This is a genomic window from Caulobacter sp. DWP3-1-3b2, assembly GCF_049896325.1.
Taxonomy (GTDB): domain Bacteria; phylum Pseudomonadota; class Alphaproteobacteria; order Caulobacterales; family Caulobacteraceae; genus Caulobacter.
This window is the reverse complement of the sequence record NZ_JAFCUB010000006.1, coordinates 1-16,614: the sequence shown is the minus strand read 5'-3', so window position 1 is coordinate 16,614 and position 16,614 is coordinate 1. Positions and strand designations below refer to the sequence as shown.

The window sequence follows — 16,614 nt, the reverse complement described above, 5'->3', positions numbered from 1 at the left end:
TGCGTGACGACGTCGCGCCGGATTAAATAGCGACCTATTGCCTGCACGCCCTGACGGCGGCCAGTCGTCTTGCGTCCAAAGTCGCAGTTCAACGGCGCGTCGCCGTCACCCTGGCGGGTTTGCGCCCGGAGCCCTGACCCTGTCCACGATGGCTCAGAGCTTCACGACCCGAAGCCGCAGGGCGTTGCTGATCACGCTGACGGACGACAGGGCCATGGCCGCCGCAGCGATCTGCGGCAAAAGCAGCCAGCCGAACATGGTATAGAGAGCGCCCGCCGCGATAGGGACACCCGCTTGATTGTAGATGAAGGCGAAGACCAGGTTTTGATGAGCTTGGGCCCCTCGGCGCGGGTCATCTCAGTGCTCATTCAAAAACTAGGCGTCGATGCGGAGGACAGCGGGGTCGAGGCTCATGGCCAGCGCCTTGCGGGCGCGATAGACCCGCGTCTCGATCGACTTGGCTGAGACGCCGAGGATCGCGGCGGCCTCGTGTTGGGACAGACCCTCGAAGGCAGTCAGCAGCAGCGGCGCCTTCAGGGCCTCGGGAAGCCGGGCCACCGCCTGGTCAAGCAGCTCCATCACTTGGCGTTGCTGCAGTGTATCGTCGGCCGCCAGGCCCGGGTCCACCGCCGAGGCCAGATCGTCCTCGCCGCCGCCGAAGAAGAAGCGGCGAACGGCCATCCGCCGACCGCGATCGCGGGCCTTGTTGATGGCGATGGTTCGAAGCCAGGGACCGAACGCCCTCGCCGCGTCATATCGGCCTAGCGCGGCCCAGGCGGCGATGAAGGTTTCATGGACGGCCTCATAGGCCTCGTCGCGGTCACCGGTATAGCGGCGAAGCAGTCGATAGAGGCTCTCCTTGTGGCGAACCACCAGTTGCGAGAACGCGCGCTCGTCCCCCCTCCCGGCAAGGGCCGCGAGCGCCTCATCGGTTGGATCGCCTCCGGTCACTGCGCCTGTTCGGTGAGGTTCTTGACGACCGTATCGTCGAAACGCGCGGCTTGCTGCGGCGTCAGCACCGCGCGCATGGCGATCACATGCTGGATGCTTTCCTTCTGCAACGCGCCCATCGCCATGTGGAAGCGATCGATCGCCGCCTGGACCTTGGGCGTATAGCTGTGCTGTTCCTGGATGGCCTGGGCCAACTCGACGTTGGCGGCCCGCATCTCGGCTTCCAGCGCCTTGCGCCTTGCCGCGTACTGCCGCTCCAACCGGTCGACGCGCTGCTCCTGGTCAGGGGTCAGATCGAGCTTCTCGTGCACCATCTGGTGCAGTGGCGTGGCGTGTTGCATACGGCGAACGACATATTGTCCACCGCCCCAAGCGCCGATCGCGGCGGCCAGGGTCGATAGCACCAGCGTCAGGACGATGCCGCGAGTGATGCTCACCGGGAGCCCTCGATCAACGTCGATGGCGCGAGGTGGGCCGAGACCGAGAAGGTGCTGAGCTGCTGTGGAGCCGACACCGTGCTGGCTGCCGCCAGGCCGCCGGCGGTGACGCCGATTGCCAGGGCCAGACCGATCGAGGCGACGCGGACGGGCGCCAAGGCGGCTCCGGTCTTCAAGTCGGCGCTCCGGCGCGCGATGCCGCGCGCCACGTCCCATTCCAGACCCTCCAACGAACGGTCGAGCGGCTGAGACGCCAGCCGCTCGATGAGATCGTCGATGTTCAAAGTCATGTTCGGTCCTTCGCCCCCGGAGGTGTCCCGCTGACTATACGCGGCAGAACCCCTTTATCCCGCAAGTATGGACCGCGCGCGAAAACGACGCGCGACGCCAAGCGCGTCGACGCCGGTTTTCGCCAGCTGCGGCGCTAGAGCGTTTTTCGAGCGAAGTGGTTTCGGTTCGCGAGAAGAAAAATGCGTCAAAACAGAAGATTAGAGCTCACGGCCTGACGCAGTCAGGTCGGGAAATGCTCTAGCCGCCGTGCTTGCGAATAAAGGCCTCCAGATCGGCTTTGGCTTTGGTGTTCTCGTCGATCGTCATCTGCGCCAGGCGTTTGGCGTCTGCGTCGCCGCCGTGCTTGAGCAGCGATTGGCTCATATCGATGGCCCCTTGGTGGTGTGCGATCATCTTCCTTGCCCACAGCACGTCGAAGTCGGAGGCCTTAGCCGCCATCATCGCCTTGCTCATTCGCATCTCGTCCATCTTCAGGGCGTCACGGCCCATCTGGGCGTGGCCGTTCATGTCGCTCTTGGACATGTCCATGCCCTTCATGTCGTGCCCGGTCATGGACTGAGCCGAAGCGCCCGTGACGCCGGCGGCGCTCAACAGGGTCACCGCGCACACCGCGATCAAAATCTTGCGCATCTCTATTGCCCTTCAGATTGTTGACGACCTTGCGCGCCAGAAGTGACGCTCGTCGCCCGACTAGAACAGCAGTCACGCGTATTCGTTGCGTCTTTCGTATTGGTGTGTGGTCAAGCAGCGTTCCAATCATTGTAACGATGACGGCTTGAAAATTGACGTGACTCATCATTTGTTTCGCGAAATGTCTCTGTGTCAGGCGAAAACCTTCCGATGAGGGGAAGGCTTGGGTCCGCGCGTATTTTCCGACGAGACCGCCGACAAAGCCTTGACCTTGCCATGATGGGAAGCCGCAAAAGGCCGGGCATCGACAGGAGGAGAACGCCGATGCCCGACCAAATTCTCAAGACACTCGACCTGCCCGTGCTCGGAATGACCTGCGCGTCGTGCGTGCGTCGGGTCGAACAGGCGGTCTTGGCGACGCCGGGCGTGCGCGCCGCCACCGTCAATCTCGCGACGCAACGCGTCCATGTCGAAGGCGGCGATCCCCTCGCAATCGGCGCGGCGATCCGCCAGGCCGGTTATGATCTCGCCCCGCAGACGATCGAACTTCGCATCGACGGCATGACCTGCGCGTCCTGCGTCTCGCGTGTCGAAAAAGCCATGCTCAAGGTCGCTGGCGTCGAGCGCGCCGTGGTCAATCTGGCCACCGAGCGAGCCAGCGTCAGCGGCGCGCGCGGAACGCTTGATCCCGACGCGCTGATCAGAGCGGTCGCCGAGGCGGGGTACGCGGCAAGCCTGGCGCAAGAAGCCGGCGCCGACGCCGTCGACGAGGAGGCCCAGGCGCGCGGGGCGGAGGTCGCCTACCTCAAGCTTGCGGTCGTGATCGCCGCCGTGACCACCTCGCCGCTCTTCCTGGTCGAGATGGCCCGTCACTTCATTCCCGGGGCCCACCATCTGTTGGCCGCGACGCTGGGTGAACAGGCCTGGAGGCTCATCAGCCTGGTGCTGGCCGGCGTCGTCCTGTTCGGGCCTGGCCTGCGCTTCTATCGCAAGGGCGTTCCAAATCTGCTGCGCCTGACACCCGACATGAACAGCCTGGTCGTGCTCGGCGCGAGCGCCGCCTTCGCCTATTCGCTGGTCGCCACCTTCGCGCCCGGCGCGCTGCCGGCCGGCACGGACGGCGTCTATTACGAGGCCGCGGCCGTCATCGTCACCTTGATCCTGGTGGGGCGCTGGTTCGAAGCCCGGGCCAAGGGCGCGACGAGCCAGGCCATCAAGCGATTGATGACCCTGCAAGCCAAGACCGCGCGGGTCGAACGCGACGGGCAGGCGGTCGAGATCGCGATCGGCGAGGTCGTCCCCGGCGACCTGGTGCTGATCCGTCCCGGCGAGCGGATCCCCGTCGATGGGATCGTCGAGGAAGGCATCTCGTTCGTCGATGAGGCGATGATTACCGGCGAGCCGATCCCAGTGGAAAAGACGGTCGGCGCGAGCGTGGTCGGCGGCACGGTGAACACCACCGGCGCCTTGCAGTTCAAGGCCACCAAGGTCGGCGGCGACACCCTGCTGGCCCAGATCGTGCGCATGGTGCAGGCCGCGCAGGGCTCCAAACTCCCGATCCAGGCCCTCGTCGATAAGATCACGGCCTGGTTCGTGCCCGCAGTCATCGCCGTGGCCGTCGCGACCTTCCTGGCCTGGCTGGCGTTCGGCTCACCGCCCGCCCTGGGCCTGGCGCTGGTCCATGCGGTGGCGGTGCTGATCATCGCCTGTCCGTGCGCCATGGGCCTGGCCACGCCGACCTCGATCATGGTCGGGACCGGCAGGGCCGCCGAACTGGGCGTCCTGTTCCGCCGTGGCGAAGCCCTGCAGGCCCTGCAGGAGGCGAAGGTCGTGGCGCTCGACAAGACCGGGACCTTGACCAAGGGGCGTCCGGAACTGACCGACCTGATCGTCGCGGACGGATTTGACCGCGGCGAGGTTTTGAGCCTGGCCGCGGCGGTTGAGGCGCGCTCGGAGCATCCGATCGCTCAGGCCATCGTCAGCGCGGCCAAGGCAGAAGGGGTGTCGCCTGGCGCGTTGCGTGACTTTGCCTCGACGCCGGGGTTCGGCGCGCAAGGGATCGTGGCGGGGCGCCGCGTCGAGGTCGGCGCGGATCGCTACATGCTGCGCCTGGCGCTGGACGTCGAGCCCTTCGCCGAGGAAGCCGCCCGTTTGGGCGACGCCGGCGAGAGCCCGCTCTATGTAGCGATCGACGGGCGCCTGGCGGCGGTCCTGGCGGTGGCCGATCCCATTCGCGACACCGCGCCCGCCGCCATCGCCGCCCTGCACGCCCAAGGCCTGAAGGTGGCGATGATCACCGGCGACAACCGGCGGACCGCCGACGCGGTCGCCAGGATCCTGGGAATCGACGAGGTGGTGGCCGAAGTGCTGCCTCAGGGCAAGATCGAAGCGATCGCCGCCTTGCGCGCTCGGTATGGCCCGACGGCGTTCGTCGGCGATGGCGTCAACGACGCGCCGGCCCTGGCCAGCGCCGACGTCGGCCTGGCCATGGGGCAAGGGACCGACATCGCCATCGAGAGCGCCGACGTCGTGCTGATGGGCGGGGACCTGCGCGGCGTCGTCAACGCCCTGGCGCTCAGCCGCGCGACCATGCGCAACATCCGCCAGAATCTGGTCTGGGCCTTTGGCTACAATGTGATCCTGATCCCGGTGGCGGCGGGGGCGCTGGCGCCCGCCCTTGGCCTGTCGCTCTCGCCGATGGTGGCGGCCGGCGCGATGGCCTTGTCCAGCGTCAGCGTGCTGTTCAACGCCCTGCGCCTGCGCGCCTTCACCTCGCCTCTGCCCGCAGCCAAGCCAAGGATGTCCCACCCATGAACATCGGGCAGGCGGCCAAGGCGTCTGGGGTCTCGGCCAAGATGATCCGCTACTATGAGCAGATCAAACTGATCACGCCGGCTGGCCGCACAGACAGCAACTATCGCAGCTTCAGCGAGCGCGAGGTCAATGAGCTGCGGTTTATCCGTCGGGCGCGTTCGCTCGGGTTTTCGGTCGAGGAGATCGCCCATCTGCTGTCGCTGTGGCGCGACCGCGTCCGTCCCAGCCGCGAGGTCAAAGCGATCGCGGACGGGCATGTCCAGACCCTGGAGGCCAAGATCGTGGAGATGCAGGCCATGGCCGACACATTGCGCGCGTTGTCGCGCGACTGCGCGGGCGACGAGCGGCCCGACTGCCCGATCCTGGCCGACCTTGGCTCCGGCCAACCGCCCCGACGCGAGCCGGCCCCGGCGCGGGGCTTTCGATGAGGTGGCGGCCGGTGTTGCAGTTGGGCGTTTGTCTGATCGCGGCGCCGCTCGCCGTCCAGGCCGCCGACTACAGGTTCAAGGCCGCTTCGCCGAGCCCGGCTCGCTGGGTGGCGACAACTATTCTGGTGAAGGTCAGCCCCGTAGAGCCGGGACGCATCATGCCCTCGCTCTCGGCGCGCAACGCCACCTTAAGCCCCGCCTCGGGGCGCGCCGCGGCGCGGCTTCCGGCCTTTTTCAAGCCGTCGCTCGATTATGGCTTGCTGCGATTTAGAGCCGATTTGCCCACCACCGGCGACTGGGTCCTGGCCTTCACCCTTCTGCCCGCCGGTGAACCGACCAAGGCCGCAATCGTCAACCTCTAGGTCGTCGATCCCGCGCGGACCTCGTCGCCGGCGAAGGTCAACGGACCCGTTCGCCCGCCGCGATGATGAGCGGCCGCACGGGTTTGAAGCTTACTTTGCAGACATCGCCACGACTTCGGCCGAAGCGCCCATCGGCTTGAGCTTGAACGTGACCGCCTGACCGACCTTGAAGGGCTTCAGAAGGGCGGGAGCGGCCTTGAACTTCATGGTCATGGCTGGCCACTTCAGCGCCGGGATCGGCTGGTGCTGCAGGGTGACCGTGCCGCCAGCCGCGTCGATGCCCTTGATTACCCCTTGGCCATCGGCCGTCTTGGCCGCGACGGGAGCGTCATGCTTCATACCCGCCATCTCGCCCATTTTCATATCGGCTTGAGCCAGGGCAGGCCCCGTGAGCGCCAGGGCCAAGGCGCCGGCGGCGAGGAAGATCTTCATTGATTTTTTCTCCTGGCGGAGCGGATCGGCCGGGGGAGGGCCGTCCTGCGCCACGAAGATACGCGCCAGCCCAGGCCAATCCCTCAGCCGTGATTTCCCGCTTGCGGCCCCTTGACCTTGCCATGATGGGAAGCCCCATCTGTTGCAGCGAAGTCGAACAAGGAAGAGTCAAATGCTTCGCTACACCATCGAAAACATGACCTGCGGCCATTGCGTCACGACCGTCACCAAAGCCGTCCAGGGGGTTGACGCCGGCGCGGTCGTTCGCGCCGACGTGCCAGGCCAAGGCTTGGAGATCGACACCAACGCGAGCTCCGAGGCCATCCGCGCCGCCGTCGCGGCGGCGGGTTACCGGTTGACGCCGGTCTAGGGCCGGTGGGCGGACCCGTCGGTCCGCCCACCGCCGGGCTTAGTGCCGACGATAGTAGCCACCATAGCCACTGCCTTGATCGTAGCCATTGTAGCGGCGATACGCCGAACCGTTCTCGTTCCAATCGTCTTGCGCGATATGGCCGTCCTCGTGAGCCTCGTGCATCACCTCGTGCAAGCGTTTTAAGCGTAACTGGATGTCGCGACCCTCCTGAGGGCTCAGCCAGCCGTCTCGGGAGCGGAAATAGGCTTCGCGTTGGCGGATGCCGCGCAGTTGCACGACGAAATCGCGGGCCTCGCTTCGGCTATAGGAGCCGTCGCTCAAGCTGTGTTGTATGCCTTCGATGTCATGCCGATAGAGGGCGTCGAAGTTCTGGTAGCCGCCAAGATACTGGCTGTAAGCGTCGTTGTCGTTGTCGTTGTCATCGTCGTCGGGGTGGGCCAGGGCGGGACTGGAGACAGCGCCGATTGCGGCTGCCATCAGCAGAACACCAAAGAGCTTTTTCATCTACCTATCCATTGCTGAAACGCCTTAAAGCGCGTCACCAGTAGATCACCTGCCCCTGAGCGTGGGATGAGAGCGGCCGTCAGCCGCTGTTCATGTCGAGCCTACAACGCAAGGGGTTTCGCTTTGCGCAGGCTACAGATCACTGCGGCTCACCCTAACGAACCAGGCTGATCGCGGATCGGCGTCATCAGGCATTGGCCGGTGCGGGGGCCGGCGCGGCCTCGACGCGGCCAAACGGCGGACCATGGCGGCGCATCAACGTGCGCATCGGCCGCTCGACAGCGTGGTGCAGCACCATGGCCACGGGAATGACCCCGATATAGAGAGCCAGCCACAGGGTGATGGGCATGTGTTTCGCCTCTAGGGCCAAGACCTTGCCCAGGCCCTGGGTGAACACCGACTCCCACGGGATGCAGACCATGTAGACCGCGAAGCTGACCTCGCCGAGATAGACCAGCAGGGGCTGGGCCAGTAAGGACGACCCTGAGGTGGAGATCGCCGCGAGGCCCAAGATCAGGGCGCCAAACAGCGCCACCGCGACATAGTCGGGGGCGTGCAGAAGCGCTGCGGCCACAACGCCGACCAGTGCCATGAGGGCAAGGCCCAGACCCGCGACCTTGCCGCCGATCAGATCGGCGCGCCAGGACAGCCAGACGGCGCAGCCGAGCGCGAAGCACGGCACGATCCGCAAGGCGCCCCACAGGATGGTCGCCTGCGTCAGGGAGAAGCCAGCGGCGTGCTGGAAACCGATATTGAGCGCGACGACCAGGCCCAGCGCCAAGACCAGGGCCATCCTTGGGCGATTGACCAAACGCCAGGCTACGAAAGCGAAGATCGGGAAGGTCAGATAGGCGAACCATTCAGCCGAGATTGACCAGGAGGGATGGTTCCAACCGCCCAGGGGCGACAAGCCCCAAGCCTGGGTGAGGGTCAGTTGGGCCGGCAGGGAGGACCAGACAAGCATTTTATCGCCGGCCGAAATCCCGACCAGAGCGGCCGCCGCGATCAGCAGCATCAAGCCCAGCAGCACCGCCAGGTGAACCGGATAGATCCGCGCCAAGCGGGCCCAGAGGAACGCGCGGTAGTTAAACCGGCCTTGGCCAAAGCCCTCCAGATAGACGTGGCAAAGGATGAACCCGGAGAGCACGAAGAACAGCTCCACGCCCAGATAGCCCTTGGCGATCACGGCGGGCATGGGCAAGCCAAGGTTGGGCCAGAAATGATAGGCCACAACCCACATGGCGGCGAAGAACCTAAGACTGGTGAGGGATTTGAGGTTCAGCGGCATGGTCTTATCGCCCGGTGTCGCGGCCCAAGGCCGATGATCGTCGAAAGACTAGCGCGCGATATCCTAACGGCTCGCAAATCGCCTTCGGTTTCAAGACCTTATCCATCATGGGAAGGTTTCTACAGCGCGGCGGGCGGGACCAGCGTACCCAGCCAGCTCACCAGCGCCAGCACGGTGAATCCTGCGGCGGACTCCAGCGCCAGGCTGCGCTGCAGGGCGGCGAGCGCGGAACTCGTCCTGCCGCTCGCCATGTCCCGCCGCAGTCGCGGCGTCAGCATGAAACGGTTGAGCGCGGCCAAGCTGAGCATCAAGCCGAACACGACGATCTTGGCTACGAGCGCCTCGCCCCAAACCGTCGAGGCCGCTGAGCCAAATCGGCTCGGTCCGACGAGAAACCAGACATTGACCAAGCCGGTCAGCACCAGCAGGGCGACCACCAGGGAGCCAACGCCGGAAAACCCCTCAAGCGCTTGGTGCAATTGACGCAGCTGCGCCTCGGTCGTCGCCCGCGCGCCAAAGACCAGGGCGGCCAGCGCCGCCAGGGCGCCAAGCCAGAGGCCGGCCGCCAACAGGTGAACAATGTCGGCGAGAAGCTTGAAGGCGCCAATGACCCCGGCGCCGTCGGCGCCATGTCCGCTCCAGGCGAAACTGCCAAGGGCGACGGCGCCCAGGCCCGAAGCCGCCCACCAGAGCGGCGGTGAAGGCCGAGTGGTCACGACGACGATGACCGCGACAAGACCTGCGGCCAGGCGGACTACCAGCGACAGGCCAAATTGCGTGCCGGTGGCGACCATGGTCAGGGTGGCTGGGACGAAGGCGTCGGCCGCGCTTCCGGCCATCATCGCGGTCTGGGCCAGCAGCGCCAGAGCCGATCCGACCACCACGATCACGCCGCCGAACAGGGCCAGGCGCCGCTGCCAGGTCCCCGCGAGCCCTCCGCTGGCCAGGCCATAGAGACAAAAGAGCGGCGATCCGAACAGAACCGCCGCTCCGATGTACTGGACCAGACGCGACAGAACGACGGCCAGTTCGATCATGGTTCTAGCGCACCGTGAAGGTGTAGGCGCCGTTCATGCGGTGCGCATCGGCCGTGACCGCGTGCCAGGTGACCTTATAGGCGCCAGGCGCCAAAGGGCCGGCCAAGGCGCCGTCCAGGCCCCTGCCGTCCGCTGCGACCTTGGTTTTGACGGAGACAGCGGCGCCGGCGGCGTTGGCGACCTCGAAGCCGGAGAATTTCGGCTCCAGCTTCTCGTTGAACTTCAGGTTCAGCGCCTTTGGGGCGGCGACCGTGGCGTTCGGCGCGGGATTGGCGGTCACCAGCTTGGCGTGGGCGAGCGACTGGGATGCGCCCAGGAGCATGGCGCTGGCGGCGATGGTCGCTAGCAGGTCCGAGGTGGTCTTGGTGGTCATGACGAGTTCTCCGGGAAGCGACGCCCCGGTCGCTGCTGATGATACGCGCCGCTGTCGTCGAAGCCCTCGCCGCGGCGCGAGAATTCTCGAACGCAAAATCGGCTAGCCACGGCGGGCGAAGCCGCGCGTCGCCCCTTTACCTATGGCTTTTCGGCCGGCATCGGCATGTTCGCCATCCCAGGCATGTCACGCATCATCGCGTCGTGATCTTCCGGAGCGCTCTTGATGGCCGCCTGGTACTGCTCGGGAGACATCGAGGGCAGTTGCCGCACGAAGGCCACCATGTCCCACATCAGATCGTCGCTGTGCGTGCGGCCCCAGGCCGGCATGGCGGTCATCTTCACCCCATGCTTGATCATCCAGAACTCCTGAGCCGGGGTGTGACCCAAGGTGCGGAAGAGTTCGGGCGCTTGCGGGTAGAGGCCCTGGCTGATCTCGGTCTTTTCCAGCCCTGGTCCCAGATGGCAGCCGCTGCACATCCCGGTGTAGAGGCCCGCGCCGATGGCGATGCGTTTGGGATCGTTGAGATCGACCGGGACCTGGATGTTTCCGGCGCGCACGGCGATGGAGCGATCGCGAAGGTTCTGGATCATCCAATAGGTCGGCTTGGCGTGCGGAATGTCAGCGCCGATGTTGTAGAGTCCGGCATAGAGACCCGCCCCAACGATCCCGCCGACCAGCAGCGCCACCACCGCGACAAAGGGCAGGCTCGGAAAGTGCCGCTTGAAATCGAGAGGCTTTTTCTCGGTCATTGTTTAGTGCCCCAAACCGATCGACGCCCAAGACGTCAATCTTGAATTTGATCCTCGGTACGTCTACGCGCCCGCTGCCGGCCATCCCTCGGCGTCACTGAGACGGCTTCCAACTATTTCGGCTTGGCGGCGTGCGAGGACCAATGGATGTCAACGATCTTCCGTCCCCCGGGGCCATGCCGAAGCACCATGGTTTCAGCCGGCAGCCTGTCCACCGGCTTGCCGTTACAGGTCCCGGTCATGCTGCTCTCGGTGCGCTGGCCGCGAGAAGCAAAGCCGCAGCCAAGAGCGACCTGGAATGTTTCATTGGAATCTCCAATCCACGAGGCCTTGAGGTAACCCTAGAACCAGGCGCGGAGGCCGAGCACCAGACGGACGTCTTCGACATCCTCGCCGCCGGCGCGCGCGTAGTCGGCGGTCTTGCCGAACTTGCGGTCATAGGTGACGCCGATGTAGGGCGCGAACTCGCGACGGATCTCGTATCGCAGGCGCAGGCCAAGCTCGACGTCCGACAAGCCAGAGCCGACGCCCGTCGCTCGATCGTTCGAAGCGGCGAGATTAAGTTCGGCGCGCGGCTGGAGGATCAGGCGCTGGGTTAGGCGCTGATCGTAATAGCCTTCGAAACGCGCCGAGATGTCGCCTTTGTTGGACAGGAACGCCGCGCCGCTGACCTCGAACCAATAGGGCGCAAGGCCTTCGAAACCGATCGTCGCATAGGTCCGCGAAGGCCTGGGCTCGAAATCATGGCGTACGCCGGCCTGGAGATTGAAGTACGGCCCGACGCTGCGCGAATACAGGGCTTGAAGCTCGGCGCGGTCCAACCCATCGCCACTGACGCCTTCACCTTCCGATTTGAACGTCAGGCGGTTGATGTCGCCCCCGAACCAGGCTTCGCCCTCCCAGCGGTAGCTGTCCCCGCCCGATCGCGGCGCCCATTCAGCGATGTTGGCCATCACCATGGAGGTGACGCCGCCGCCGTGTTCCTTGCGCAACTGCGCGCGCGCCCTGGCCATGCCGGCGCGATCGAAAACCTTGTCGGCTGCATGGTCGGTGGGCGCGGGCGGCGCCGGTGTGTCGGGAATTTCGCCCATGTCAGTCATCGAGCCCGTGGCCTGGTCCTTGCTCATCCCCGGCATGGCCATTGAGCCCATGTCGTGACCCGCATGCGGGTCGACGGAGGTTGCGGGCATCGGCATCGCGCCCAGGTCCTGGCCGGCCGAGGTGGCGGGCATGGTCATCGCGCCCATATCGTGGCCTGCGTGCGGGTCCACGGCTGCGCTGCTAGCCGTCGACGGCGTTGCCATCACGTCCGTGGCGGGCTTGGCGGCGGGGTTGGCCGTCATCGGTTTCGCCGCCGCCTTCTTGCGGGCGGCTTTCTTCTTGACGGCTGGCTTCGTGGCTGGCGGGTTCTTGGCTGCAGGCTTAGCCGAGGGCGCGGGCATCTGCATGCCCGGCATCATCGAATGGTCCATGGTTTGGGCCAGGACGGGCGCGCCCAGCATCAACGGCAAAAGACTGATCAAAGCGGCGGGCTTCATGCTGCGGCTCCTTCGAGAGGCCGCACGCTGAACACCTGAAACATGCCCGCGTGCATGTGGTAGAGCATGTGGCAGTGGAATGCCCAGTCGCCCGGATCGGCGGTGAAGTCCCAGGACACCTTGCCTCCAGGCAGCACGATGACCGTGTGCTTTCGAGGGCCAAAGCCGACCGGCGCGTGGGTCAGTTCGAAGAAGTGGCCGTGCAGGTGAATGGGGTGGGCCATCATGGTGTCATTGACCAGCGTCACCCTGACCCGTTCGCCCTTTTCGAAGGCGTAGGGCTTGGTGGTTTCGCTGAACTTCTGGCCATCGAACCCCCACATGAAGCGTTCCATATTGCCGGTCAGCCGGATTTCCAGGGCGCGGGTTGGCGCGCGCACGTCCGAGTTTGGCGTCAGGGCGATGAGATCCTTATAAACCAACACCCGATGGCCGACGCTTTCCAGGCCCTGGCCCGGCTCCCCGGTGCGATCCATCGGCATTGGCGCGATCGTCTGAACCCCTGGGCCCAGCTTGATCTGCGGCGCATTGGCGCCGTCGCGCATCGACATCTTCATGCCGCCCATGTCGCCCATGGCGTCCGAGCCGCGCGGTTTGGGCGCGGCCATGCCAGGCGGCGGGCTCATGGCCGCCATGTCGTGACCCATGGCGGCGTGATCCATGCCCTGCATCGCGCCTGGGCGGCTCATGTCCATGCCGCCCATGTCCATGTTTCCCATGTCCATGCCCATGTCCTTCATCGTGGCCAGCGGCCGCTCGCGCAGCAGAGGAACGGGCGCGACCATGCCCGCCCGTGGGGCCAGGGTGGCGCGCGCCATGCCGGAGCGGTCGACCGCCTCGGCCACCAAGGTGAAGGCCTTGTTTTCGGTGGGTTGGACGATGACGTCGTAGGTCTCGGCGTTGCCGATCTGGAACTCGTCGACTTCGACCGGTTTCACGGTCTGGCCGTCGGCCGCCACCACGGTTAGCTTCAACCCCGGAATCCGCACGTTGAACATCATCTGGGCGGCGGTGTTGATGAACCGCAGGCGCACGCGCTCGCCCGGCGTAAACAGGCCGGTCCAGTTGTCGGCCGGGCCATGGCCGTTGACCAGGAAGGTCATGACCGCGCCGGTGACGTCGGAGATATCGGTGGGGTCCATCCGCATCTTGCCCCAGTCCATCCGTTCCCGGAGCGTCTGGTCCTTGCCCGCCATCAAGCTGGCGAGGGTCTGTTTCTGGTAGTTGAACACCCCGGCCTGCTGCTTCATGCGCTTGAAGATCAGGTGGGGGTGCATGAAGCCGAAATCGGAGAGCACGATCACATGCTCCCGATCATAGGCTATCGGATCGGGCTCGGCCGGCTCGATGACGAGCGGTCCGTAGTGGCCCTCGGCCTCCTGCAAGCCCGAATGGCTATGATACCAGTAAGTGCCCGACTGTTTGACCGGGAATTGGTAGACGAAGGTTTCGCCAGGCGGAATGCCGGGGAAGCTGACCCCCGGCACGCCGTCCATCTGGAACGGCACGAGCAGCCCGTGCCAGTGGATCGAGGTCTCCTCGTCCAGGGTGTTGGTCACCGAGAGCCGGACGGTCTGGCCTTCCTTCAGGCGGATCAGGGGCCCGGGCACCGTGCCGTTGATGGTCACCGCGTGGCTCATCTTGCCATCGATCGTTACCTCGGAATGGCCGATGGTCAGTTTGATGTCCTGCCCGGACACCGTGGGCAGGGTCGAGACCAGGCCCGGCGTCGCGCTCTGCGCCCAGGTCGGGAGGAGGCTGGCCGTCGCCAAGCCTCCGCCGATGACGGCTACGCCCCGCAGGAGCTGCCGGCGGTCAAACTGCTTCATCGTTCACGATCCTGCACGACTGGTGATCAAGACGCTGCAAGAGCAATCTCGTCCTGAGCAATACGTGCCGAGGTTGTCTTAGCCCTCGGCGCCCCGACCAATTTTTGTCTCATTGCACAACGCGTGAGACAGCGCGGCGCTGGGCCGACGCCGAATATCGTTCGACTTGGCGCTCGGGACGAGGGCAGGATCGCCTATCGAGGCCGCCGCACCGGCCGCGTCCGCCGGATCCGGACATCGGGACCTTCGGCGGGGTTGGCCGACGGGTCTTGGGCGGCGTGCTTGCGCTGCGCCAGCCAGGCTTCGATCTCGCCAAGATCCCAAACGACGCAGCGGCGGGTCAGCGAAAACCGGCGGGGAAATTTGAAGTGGCGCGACATACCGGTCTGATGAGACGCTTCGACAAGCCCAGAAGATCGAGGCGATCGACCAGTTGACGGGCGGCGTCGCGCATGACTTCAACAACCTGCTGATGGTGATCTCGGGCGGCTTGGACATGCTCGAGCGCCAGACCAACGCGACCCGGCGCAGGCGCATCATGGAAGGCACCCTCATACCGACCGCCAATTGCAGCATTTTTCGAGCGAAGTGGTTTCGGTTCGCGTGAAGAAAAATGCGTCAAGACAGAAGATTAAAGCTCACGGCCTGACGCAGTCAGGTCGGGAAATGCTCTAGTCAGTGGTCTGAACTATGATCCGAGCTGTTTCTTCGGGCTGATCCCAGTGCGGAAAATGGCCGCACCTGTCAAACAAGTGCAGCTTGGCGTTCGGGAAAGCGGCCTGAGCGCGGTGGGCCTGTCGGGGTAGGAGAAGACGATCCTGACGGCCCCAGCCGATGGTCACGCGTCCGGGCGTGAAAGCCGTTCCAGCTTGTAACGGGCCGCTTGCCAACTCGTGCACCACCTCGTCGAAAACCCGGGTGGCGGCGAAGGTCCGCATCTCAGTCAGGACGATCTCGGGCGCGAGCGCCCACGGTCGGTCGGATAGCTGCGCCAGCAGGAGTGTCCGCGTGCCAGAATGGCGCGAAAGGAACGGCATCACCGGTTGGAGCCCTCGCACAAGCCGAATAGATGCCAAGATGGTGGTCTGGAAGAACCGCGTCTCCCAGCCTCGCCAGAATCCGCCCGGGTCCAAGGCGACGCAGTGGCGACCGACGCCCCGACGCGAGAGCTCCAGGACCAGGCGGGCGCCTACAGAACTGCCGACCAGATCCACCGCGCCAAGTCTTTCACGGTCGATGAAGTCTGTCAGGGCGTCGGCAAAGGCGGACATGGTTTGCCGTCCCGGGACCGGCGGCGACTCACCATGTCCGGGCATGTCGATCAGGATCAACTCGCGCGAAAGGCTGAGCGTCGGCGCGATGGTGTCCCACGACCGTATGCTTCCGCCAAGGCCGTGGACCATCAGCAGGGGAGGGCCAACGCCCATGCGCTCGAAATGCAAAGCCATGCTGACACAACGTCGCGTGGTTGCGGCGGTTCAACATAACACGCTGGCTTCTGAGTAAATGTGCGAAACTATAGGCCTCTCTTGGCGCTGTGTTTCTAACCGAGTTTTCACGCCTCGATTTTGAGGTGAGCCGGACACGTTTAATCATGTCACACCTCTCGCGAGGCGAAAGCGCTACAGCGTCTTCCAACTGCCGGAGGCCTCGTGGCCGTGACCAGCAATACTTTTGCGTAACAGCTTTCGCTGCTGACTGAACGCGGAAAACGAGTGTAGAATTTAGAGGAGGGACGTTGGCGCGCTGGAGGCGTGACATGGCCCAGCTCGACCTTTTTCTTTCGCCCAAGCAACCTTGGAACCATCGCAAGCTCATCGGCCCCAGGCCGCCTTTTCAGCCCAAGCACGTTTGGGGGATCAGGCAGCAATTGAAGACCACGGGGCGTGTTCGTGACCTTACGCTATTCAACTGTGCGGTCGATGCGAAGCTTCGCGGATGCGATCTGGTCAAGCTGCGGATTTGCGATGTGGTCCCAGGTGGTTCGCTGCGCGCACGCGCCACGGTCATCCAGCAGAAGGCGGGCCAGCCGGTGCCGTTCGAGATCACCGAGCCGACGCGAGACTCTCTGGCCACCTGGCTGCAGCGCCGCGGTCGCCGAGCTGACGACTGGCTCTTTCCAAGCCGGTCCCGGCCTGGCGAGCACATCACGACCCGCCAATATGCTCGGCTTGTAAATCACTGGGTGGCGGTGATCGACCTCGAGCCCTGCGCCTACGTCACGCATAGCCTGCGCAGAACCAAGGTGGCGCTGATTTACAAGAAGACAGGAAACCTCAGAGCTTGCCAACTGCTGCTTGGCCATCGAAAGCTCGAAAGTACCGTGCGTTATCTTGGGATCGAGGTGGACGATGCGCTAGAGATGTCAGAGTAGATAGACCTCTGACGTCCCTTCACGGCTTGGATGAGGTTCGTGGGTGCGTGGGGCTGTTGCTCTGACCACTGCGGAGCGCTGCCTAGAGCATCGCGCTCCAAAGGTGAATCGCGAGGGATTCCCCGGGGGCGCGAATAATGATTCACCTAGGTCAGGAGGTGGATCATCATGAGTGGTTATTCCTTGGATCTGCGGGAGCGG

The 16,614-nt window shown here is 64.9% G+C and carries 19 protein-coding genes and 1 pseudogene; 6 read left to right on the top strand and 14 right to left on the bottom strand.

What is annotated here, in order from left to right; all coding sequences use genetic code 11:
- Positions 1-375: 375 nt before the first annotated feature.
- The 4 genes from ACP7AG_RS06150 to ACP7AG_RS06135 form a co-directional block, all read right to left on the bottom strand.
- Entirely contained in the window at positions 376-951 is a 576-nt protein-coding gene (locus ACP7AG_RS06150) for an RNA polymerase sigma factor (protein ID WP_426014995.1), read from the bottom strand.
- Positions 948-1,388, bottom strand: a complete 441-nt coding sequence (locus tag ACP7AG_RS06145) for a Spy/CpxP family protein refolding chaperone (RefSeq protein WP_426030174.1) — start codon at positions 1,386-1,388, stop codon at positions 948-950. The genes ACP7AG_RS06150 and ACP7AG_RS06145 overlap by 4 nt, the downstream gene beginning before the upstream one ends.
- Positions 1,385-1,678 carry a hypothetical protein gene (locus tag ACP7AG_RS06140; protein WP_426030172.1) on the bottom strand — a complete coding sequence of 98 codons (294 nt, stop codon included), beginning with the start codon at positions 1,676-1,678 and terminating at the stop codon, positions 1,385-1,387. The genes ACP7AG_RS06145 and ACP7AG_RS06140 overlap by 4 nt, the downstream gene beginning before the upstream one ends.
- 238 nt (positions 1,679-1,916) lie before the next feature.
- Positions 1,917-2,309, bottom strand: coding sequence for a DUF305 domain-containing protein (locus ACP7AG_RS06135; RefSeq protein WP_426030170.1), 393 nt, complete (start codon positions 2,307-2,309; stop codon positions 1,917-1,919).
- 324 nt (positions 2,310-2,633) lie between these two features.
- On the opposite strand from ACP7AG_RS06135, the gene ACP7AG_RS06130 reads away from it, so the two are divergent.
- From ACP7AG_RS06130 to ACP7AG_RS06120, 3 genes are read left to right on the top strand one after another with little or no spacing between them, the layout of a single operon-like run.
- Complete coding sequence (locus ACP7AG_RS06130; protein WP_426030168.1) at positions 2,634-5,123, top strand: heavy metal translocating P-type ATPase; 2,490 nt, start codon at positions 2,634-2,636, stop codon at positions 5,121-5,123.
- Positions 5,120-5,551 carry a Cu(I)-responsive transcriptional regulator gene (cueR, locus tag ACP7AG_RS06125; protein WP_426014987.1) on the top strand — a complete coding sequence of 144 codons (432 nt, stop codon included), beginning with the start codon at positions 5,120-5,122 and terminating at the stop codon, positions 5,549-5,551. Before ACP7AG_RS06130 ends, cueR begins: the two co-directional genes overlap by 4 nt.
- A complete protein-coding gene (locus tag ACP7AG_RS06120; protein WP_426030167.1) occupies positions 5,548-5,913 on the top strand; it encodes a hypothetical protein in 366 nt (121 codons plus the stop codon). Before cueR ends, ACP7AG_RS06120 begins: the two co-directional genes overlap by 4 nt.
- A 90-nt stretch (positions 5,914-6,003) precedes the next feature.
- Here the strand turns inward: ACP7AG_RS06120 and ACP7AG_RS06115 are convergent, their stop codons facing one another.
- On the bottom strand, positions 6,004-6,345 hold the full coding sequence (locus ACP7AG_RS06115) for a copper-binding protein (RefSeq protein ID WP_426014984.1): 342 nt from the start codon (positions 6,343-6,345) through the stop codon (positions 6,004-6,006).
- A 172-nt stretch (positions 6,346-6,517) separates the two neighbouring features.
- Between ACP7AG_RS06115 and ACP7AG_RS06110 the strand changes: the two genes are divergently transcribed.
- Entirely contained in the window at positions 6,518-6,715 is a 198-nt protein-coding gene (locus tag ACP7AG_RS06110) for a heavy-metal-associated domain-containing protein (RefSeq protein WP_426030166.1), read from the top strand.
- A gap of 39 nt (positions 6,716-6,754) precedes the next feature.
- On the opposite strand, the gene ACP7AG_RS06105 is transcribed toward ACP7AG_RS06110, so the two are convergent.
- From ACP7AG_RS06105 to ACP7AG_RS06070, 8 genes are all read right to left on the bottom strand, one after another.
- On the bottom strand, positions 6,755-7,222 hold the full coding sequence (locus ACP7AG_RS06105) for a hypothetical protein (protein WP_426030165.1): 468 nt from the start codon (positions 7,220-7,222) through the stop codon (positions 6,755-6,757).
- A 187-nt stretch (positions 7,223-7,409) separates the two neighbouring features.
- Positions 7,410-8,510 carry an acyltransferase family protein gene (locus tag ACP7AG_RS06100; RefSeq protein WP_426030164.1) on the bottom strand — a complete coding sequence of 367 codons (1,101 nt, stop codon included), beginning with the start codon at positions 8,508-8,510 and terminating at the stop codon, positions 7,410-7,412.
- A gap of 119 nt (positions 8,511-8,629) precedes the next feature.
- Positions 8,630-9,547 (bottom strand): copper homeostasis membrane protein CopD, encoded by a 918-nt coding sequence (gene copD, locus ACP7AG_RS06095; RefSeq protein ID WP_426014978.1) that lies wholly within the window; start codon positions 9,545-9,547, stop codon positions 8,630-8,632.
- Positions 9,548-9,551: 4 nt separating this feature from the next.
- Positions 9,552-9,920, bottom strand: a complete 369-nt coding sequence (gene copC, locus ACP7AG_RS06090) for a copper homeostasis periplasmic binding protein CopC (RefSeq protein ID WP_426030163.1) — start codon at positions 9,918-9,920, stop codon at positions 9,552-9,554.
- A 140-nt stretch (positions 9,921-10,060) separates the two neighbouring features.
- A complete protein-coding gene (locus ACP7AG_RS06085; RefSeq protein ID WP_426014974.1) occupies positions 10,061-10,672 on the bottom strand; it encodes a c-type cytochrome in 612 nt (203 codons plus the stop codon).
- Positions 10,673-11,013: 341 nt separating this feature from the next.
- Complete coding sequence (locus tag ACP7AG_RS06080) at positions 11,014-12,210, bottom strand: copper resistance protein B (protein WP_426030162.1); 1,197 nt, start codon at positions 12,208-12,210, stop codon at positions 11,014-11,016.
- A complete protein-coding gene (locus ACP7AG_RS06075) occupies positions 12,207-14,039 on the bottom strand; it encodes a copper resistance system multicopper oxidase (RefSeq protein WP_426030161.1) in 1,833 nt (610 codons plus the stop codon). Before ACP7AG_RS06075 ends, ACP7AG_RS06080 begins: the two co-directional genes overlap by 4 nt.
- A 194-nt stretch (positions 14,040-14,233) precedes the next feature.
- Positions 14,234-14,419, bottom strand: coding sequence for a helix-turn-helix transcriptional regulator (locus ACP7AG_RS06070; RefSeq protein WP_426030160.1), 186 nt, complete (start codon positions 14,417-14,419; stop codon positions 14,234-14,236).
- Between the two features lie 17 nt (positions 14,420-14,436).
- Here ACP7AG_RS06070 and ACP7AG_RS06065 point away from each other — a divergent pair.
- A pseudogene (locus tag ACP7AG_RS06065) lies at positions 14,437-14,580 on the top strand (hypothetical protein); the annotation flags it as partial.
- Positions 14,581-14,710: 130 nt separating this feature from the next.
- On the opposite strand, the gene ACP7AG_RS06060 reads toward ACP7AG_RS06065, so the two are convergent.
- Complete coding sequence (locus tag ACP7AG_RS06060; protein ID WP_426030159.1) at positions 14,711-15,487, bottom strand: alpha/beta fold hydrolase; 777 nt, start codon at positions 15,485-15,487, stop codon at positions 14,711-14,713.
- A 311-nt stretch (positions 15,488-15,798) separates the two neighbouring features.
- Here ACP7AG_RS06060 and ACP7AG_RS06055 point away from each other — a divergent pair, with 311 nt between their 5' ends.
- Positions 15,799-16,413, top strand: a complete 615-nt coding sequence (locus ACP7AG_RS06055; RefSeq protein WP_426030158.1) for a tyrosine-type recombinase/integrase — start codon at positions 15,799-15,801, stop codon at positions 16,411-16,413.
- Positions 16,414-16,614 lie beyond the last annotated feature (201 nt).

Bases quoted from the DNA above. Each gene is read 5' to 3' on its own strand.
- ACP7AG_RS06140 (WP_426030172.1), bottom strand. From the start codon at position 1,678: ATGACTTTGAACATCGACGATCTCATCGAGCGGCTGGCGTCTCAGCCG.
- ACP7AG_RS06135 (WP_426030170.1), bottom strand. From the start codon at position 2,309: ATGCGCAAGATTTTGATCGCGGTGTGCGCGGTGACCCTGTTGAGCGCC.
- ACP7AG_RS06130 (WP_426030168.1), top strand. From the start codon at position 2,634: ATGCCCGACCAAATTCTCAAGACACTCGACCTGCCCGTGCTCGGAATG.
- cueR (WP_426014987.1), top strand. From the start codon at position 5,120: ATGAACATCGGGCAGGCGGCCAAGGCGTCTGGGGTCTCGGCCAAGATG.
- ACP7AG_RS06120 (WP_426030167.1), top strand. From the start codon at position 5,548: ATGAGGTGGCGGCCGGTGTTGCAGTTGGGCGTTTGTCTGATCGCGGCG.
- ACP7AG_RS06115 (WP_426014984.1), bottom strand. From the start codon at position 6,345: ATGAAGATCTTCCTCGCCGCCGGCGCCTTGGCCCTGGCGCTCACGGGG.
- ACP7AG_RS06110 (WP_426030166.1), top strand. From the start codon at position 6,518: ATGCTTCGCTACACCATCGAAAACATGACCTGCGGCCATTGCGTCACG.
- ACP7AG_RS06105 (WP_426030165.1), bottom strand. From the start codon at position 7,222: ATGAAAAAGCTCTTTGGTGTTCTGCTGATGGCAGCCGCAATCGGCGCT.
- ACP7AG_RS06100 (WP_426030164.1), bottom strand. From the start codon at position 8,510: ATGCCGCTGAACCTCAAATCCCTCACCAGTCTTAGGTTCTTCGCCGCC.
- copD (WP_426014978.1), bottom strand. From the start codon at position 9,547: ATGATCGAACTGGCCGTCGTTCTGTCGCGTCTGGTCCAGTACATCGGA.
- copC (WP_426030163.1), bottom strand. From the start codon at position 9,920: ATGACCACCAAGACCACCTCGGACCTGCTAGCGACCATCGCCGCCAGC.
- ACP7AG_RS06085 (WP_426014974.1), bottom strand. From the start codon at position 10,672: ATGACCGAGAAAAAGCCTCTCGATTTCAAGCGGCACTTTCCGAGCCTG.
- ACP7AG_RS06080 (WP_426030162.1), bottom strand. From the start codon at position 12,210: ATGAAGCCCGCCGCTTTGATCAGTCTTTTGCCGTTGATGCTGGGCGCG.
- ACP7AG_RS06075 (WP_426030161.1), bottom strand. From the start codon at position 14,039: ATGAAGCAGTTTGACCGCCGGCAGCTCCTGCGGGGCGTAGCCGTCATC.
- ACP7AG_RS06070 (WP_426030160.1), bottom strand. From the start codon at position 14,419: ATGTCGCGCCACTTCAAATTTCCCCGCCGGTTTTCGCTGACCCGCCGC.
- ACP7AG_RS06060 (WP_426030159.1), bottom strand. From the start codon at position 15,487: ATGGCTTTGCATTTCGAGCGCATGGGCGTTGGCCCTCCCCTGCTGATG.
- ACP7AG_RS06055 (WP_426030158.1), top strand. From the start codon at position 15,799: ATGGCCCAGCTCGACCTTTTTCTTTCGCCCAAGCAACCTTGGAACCAT.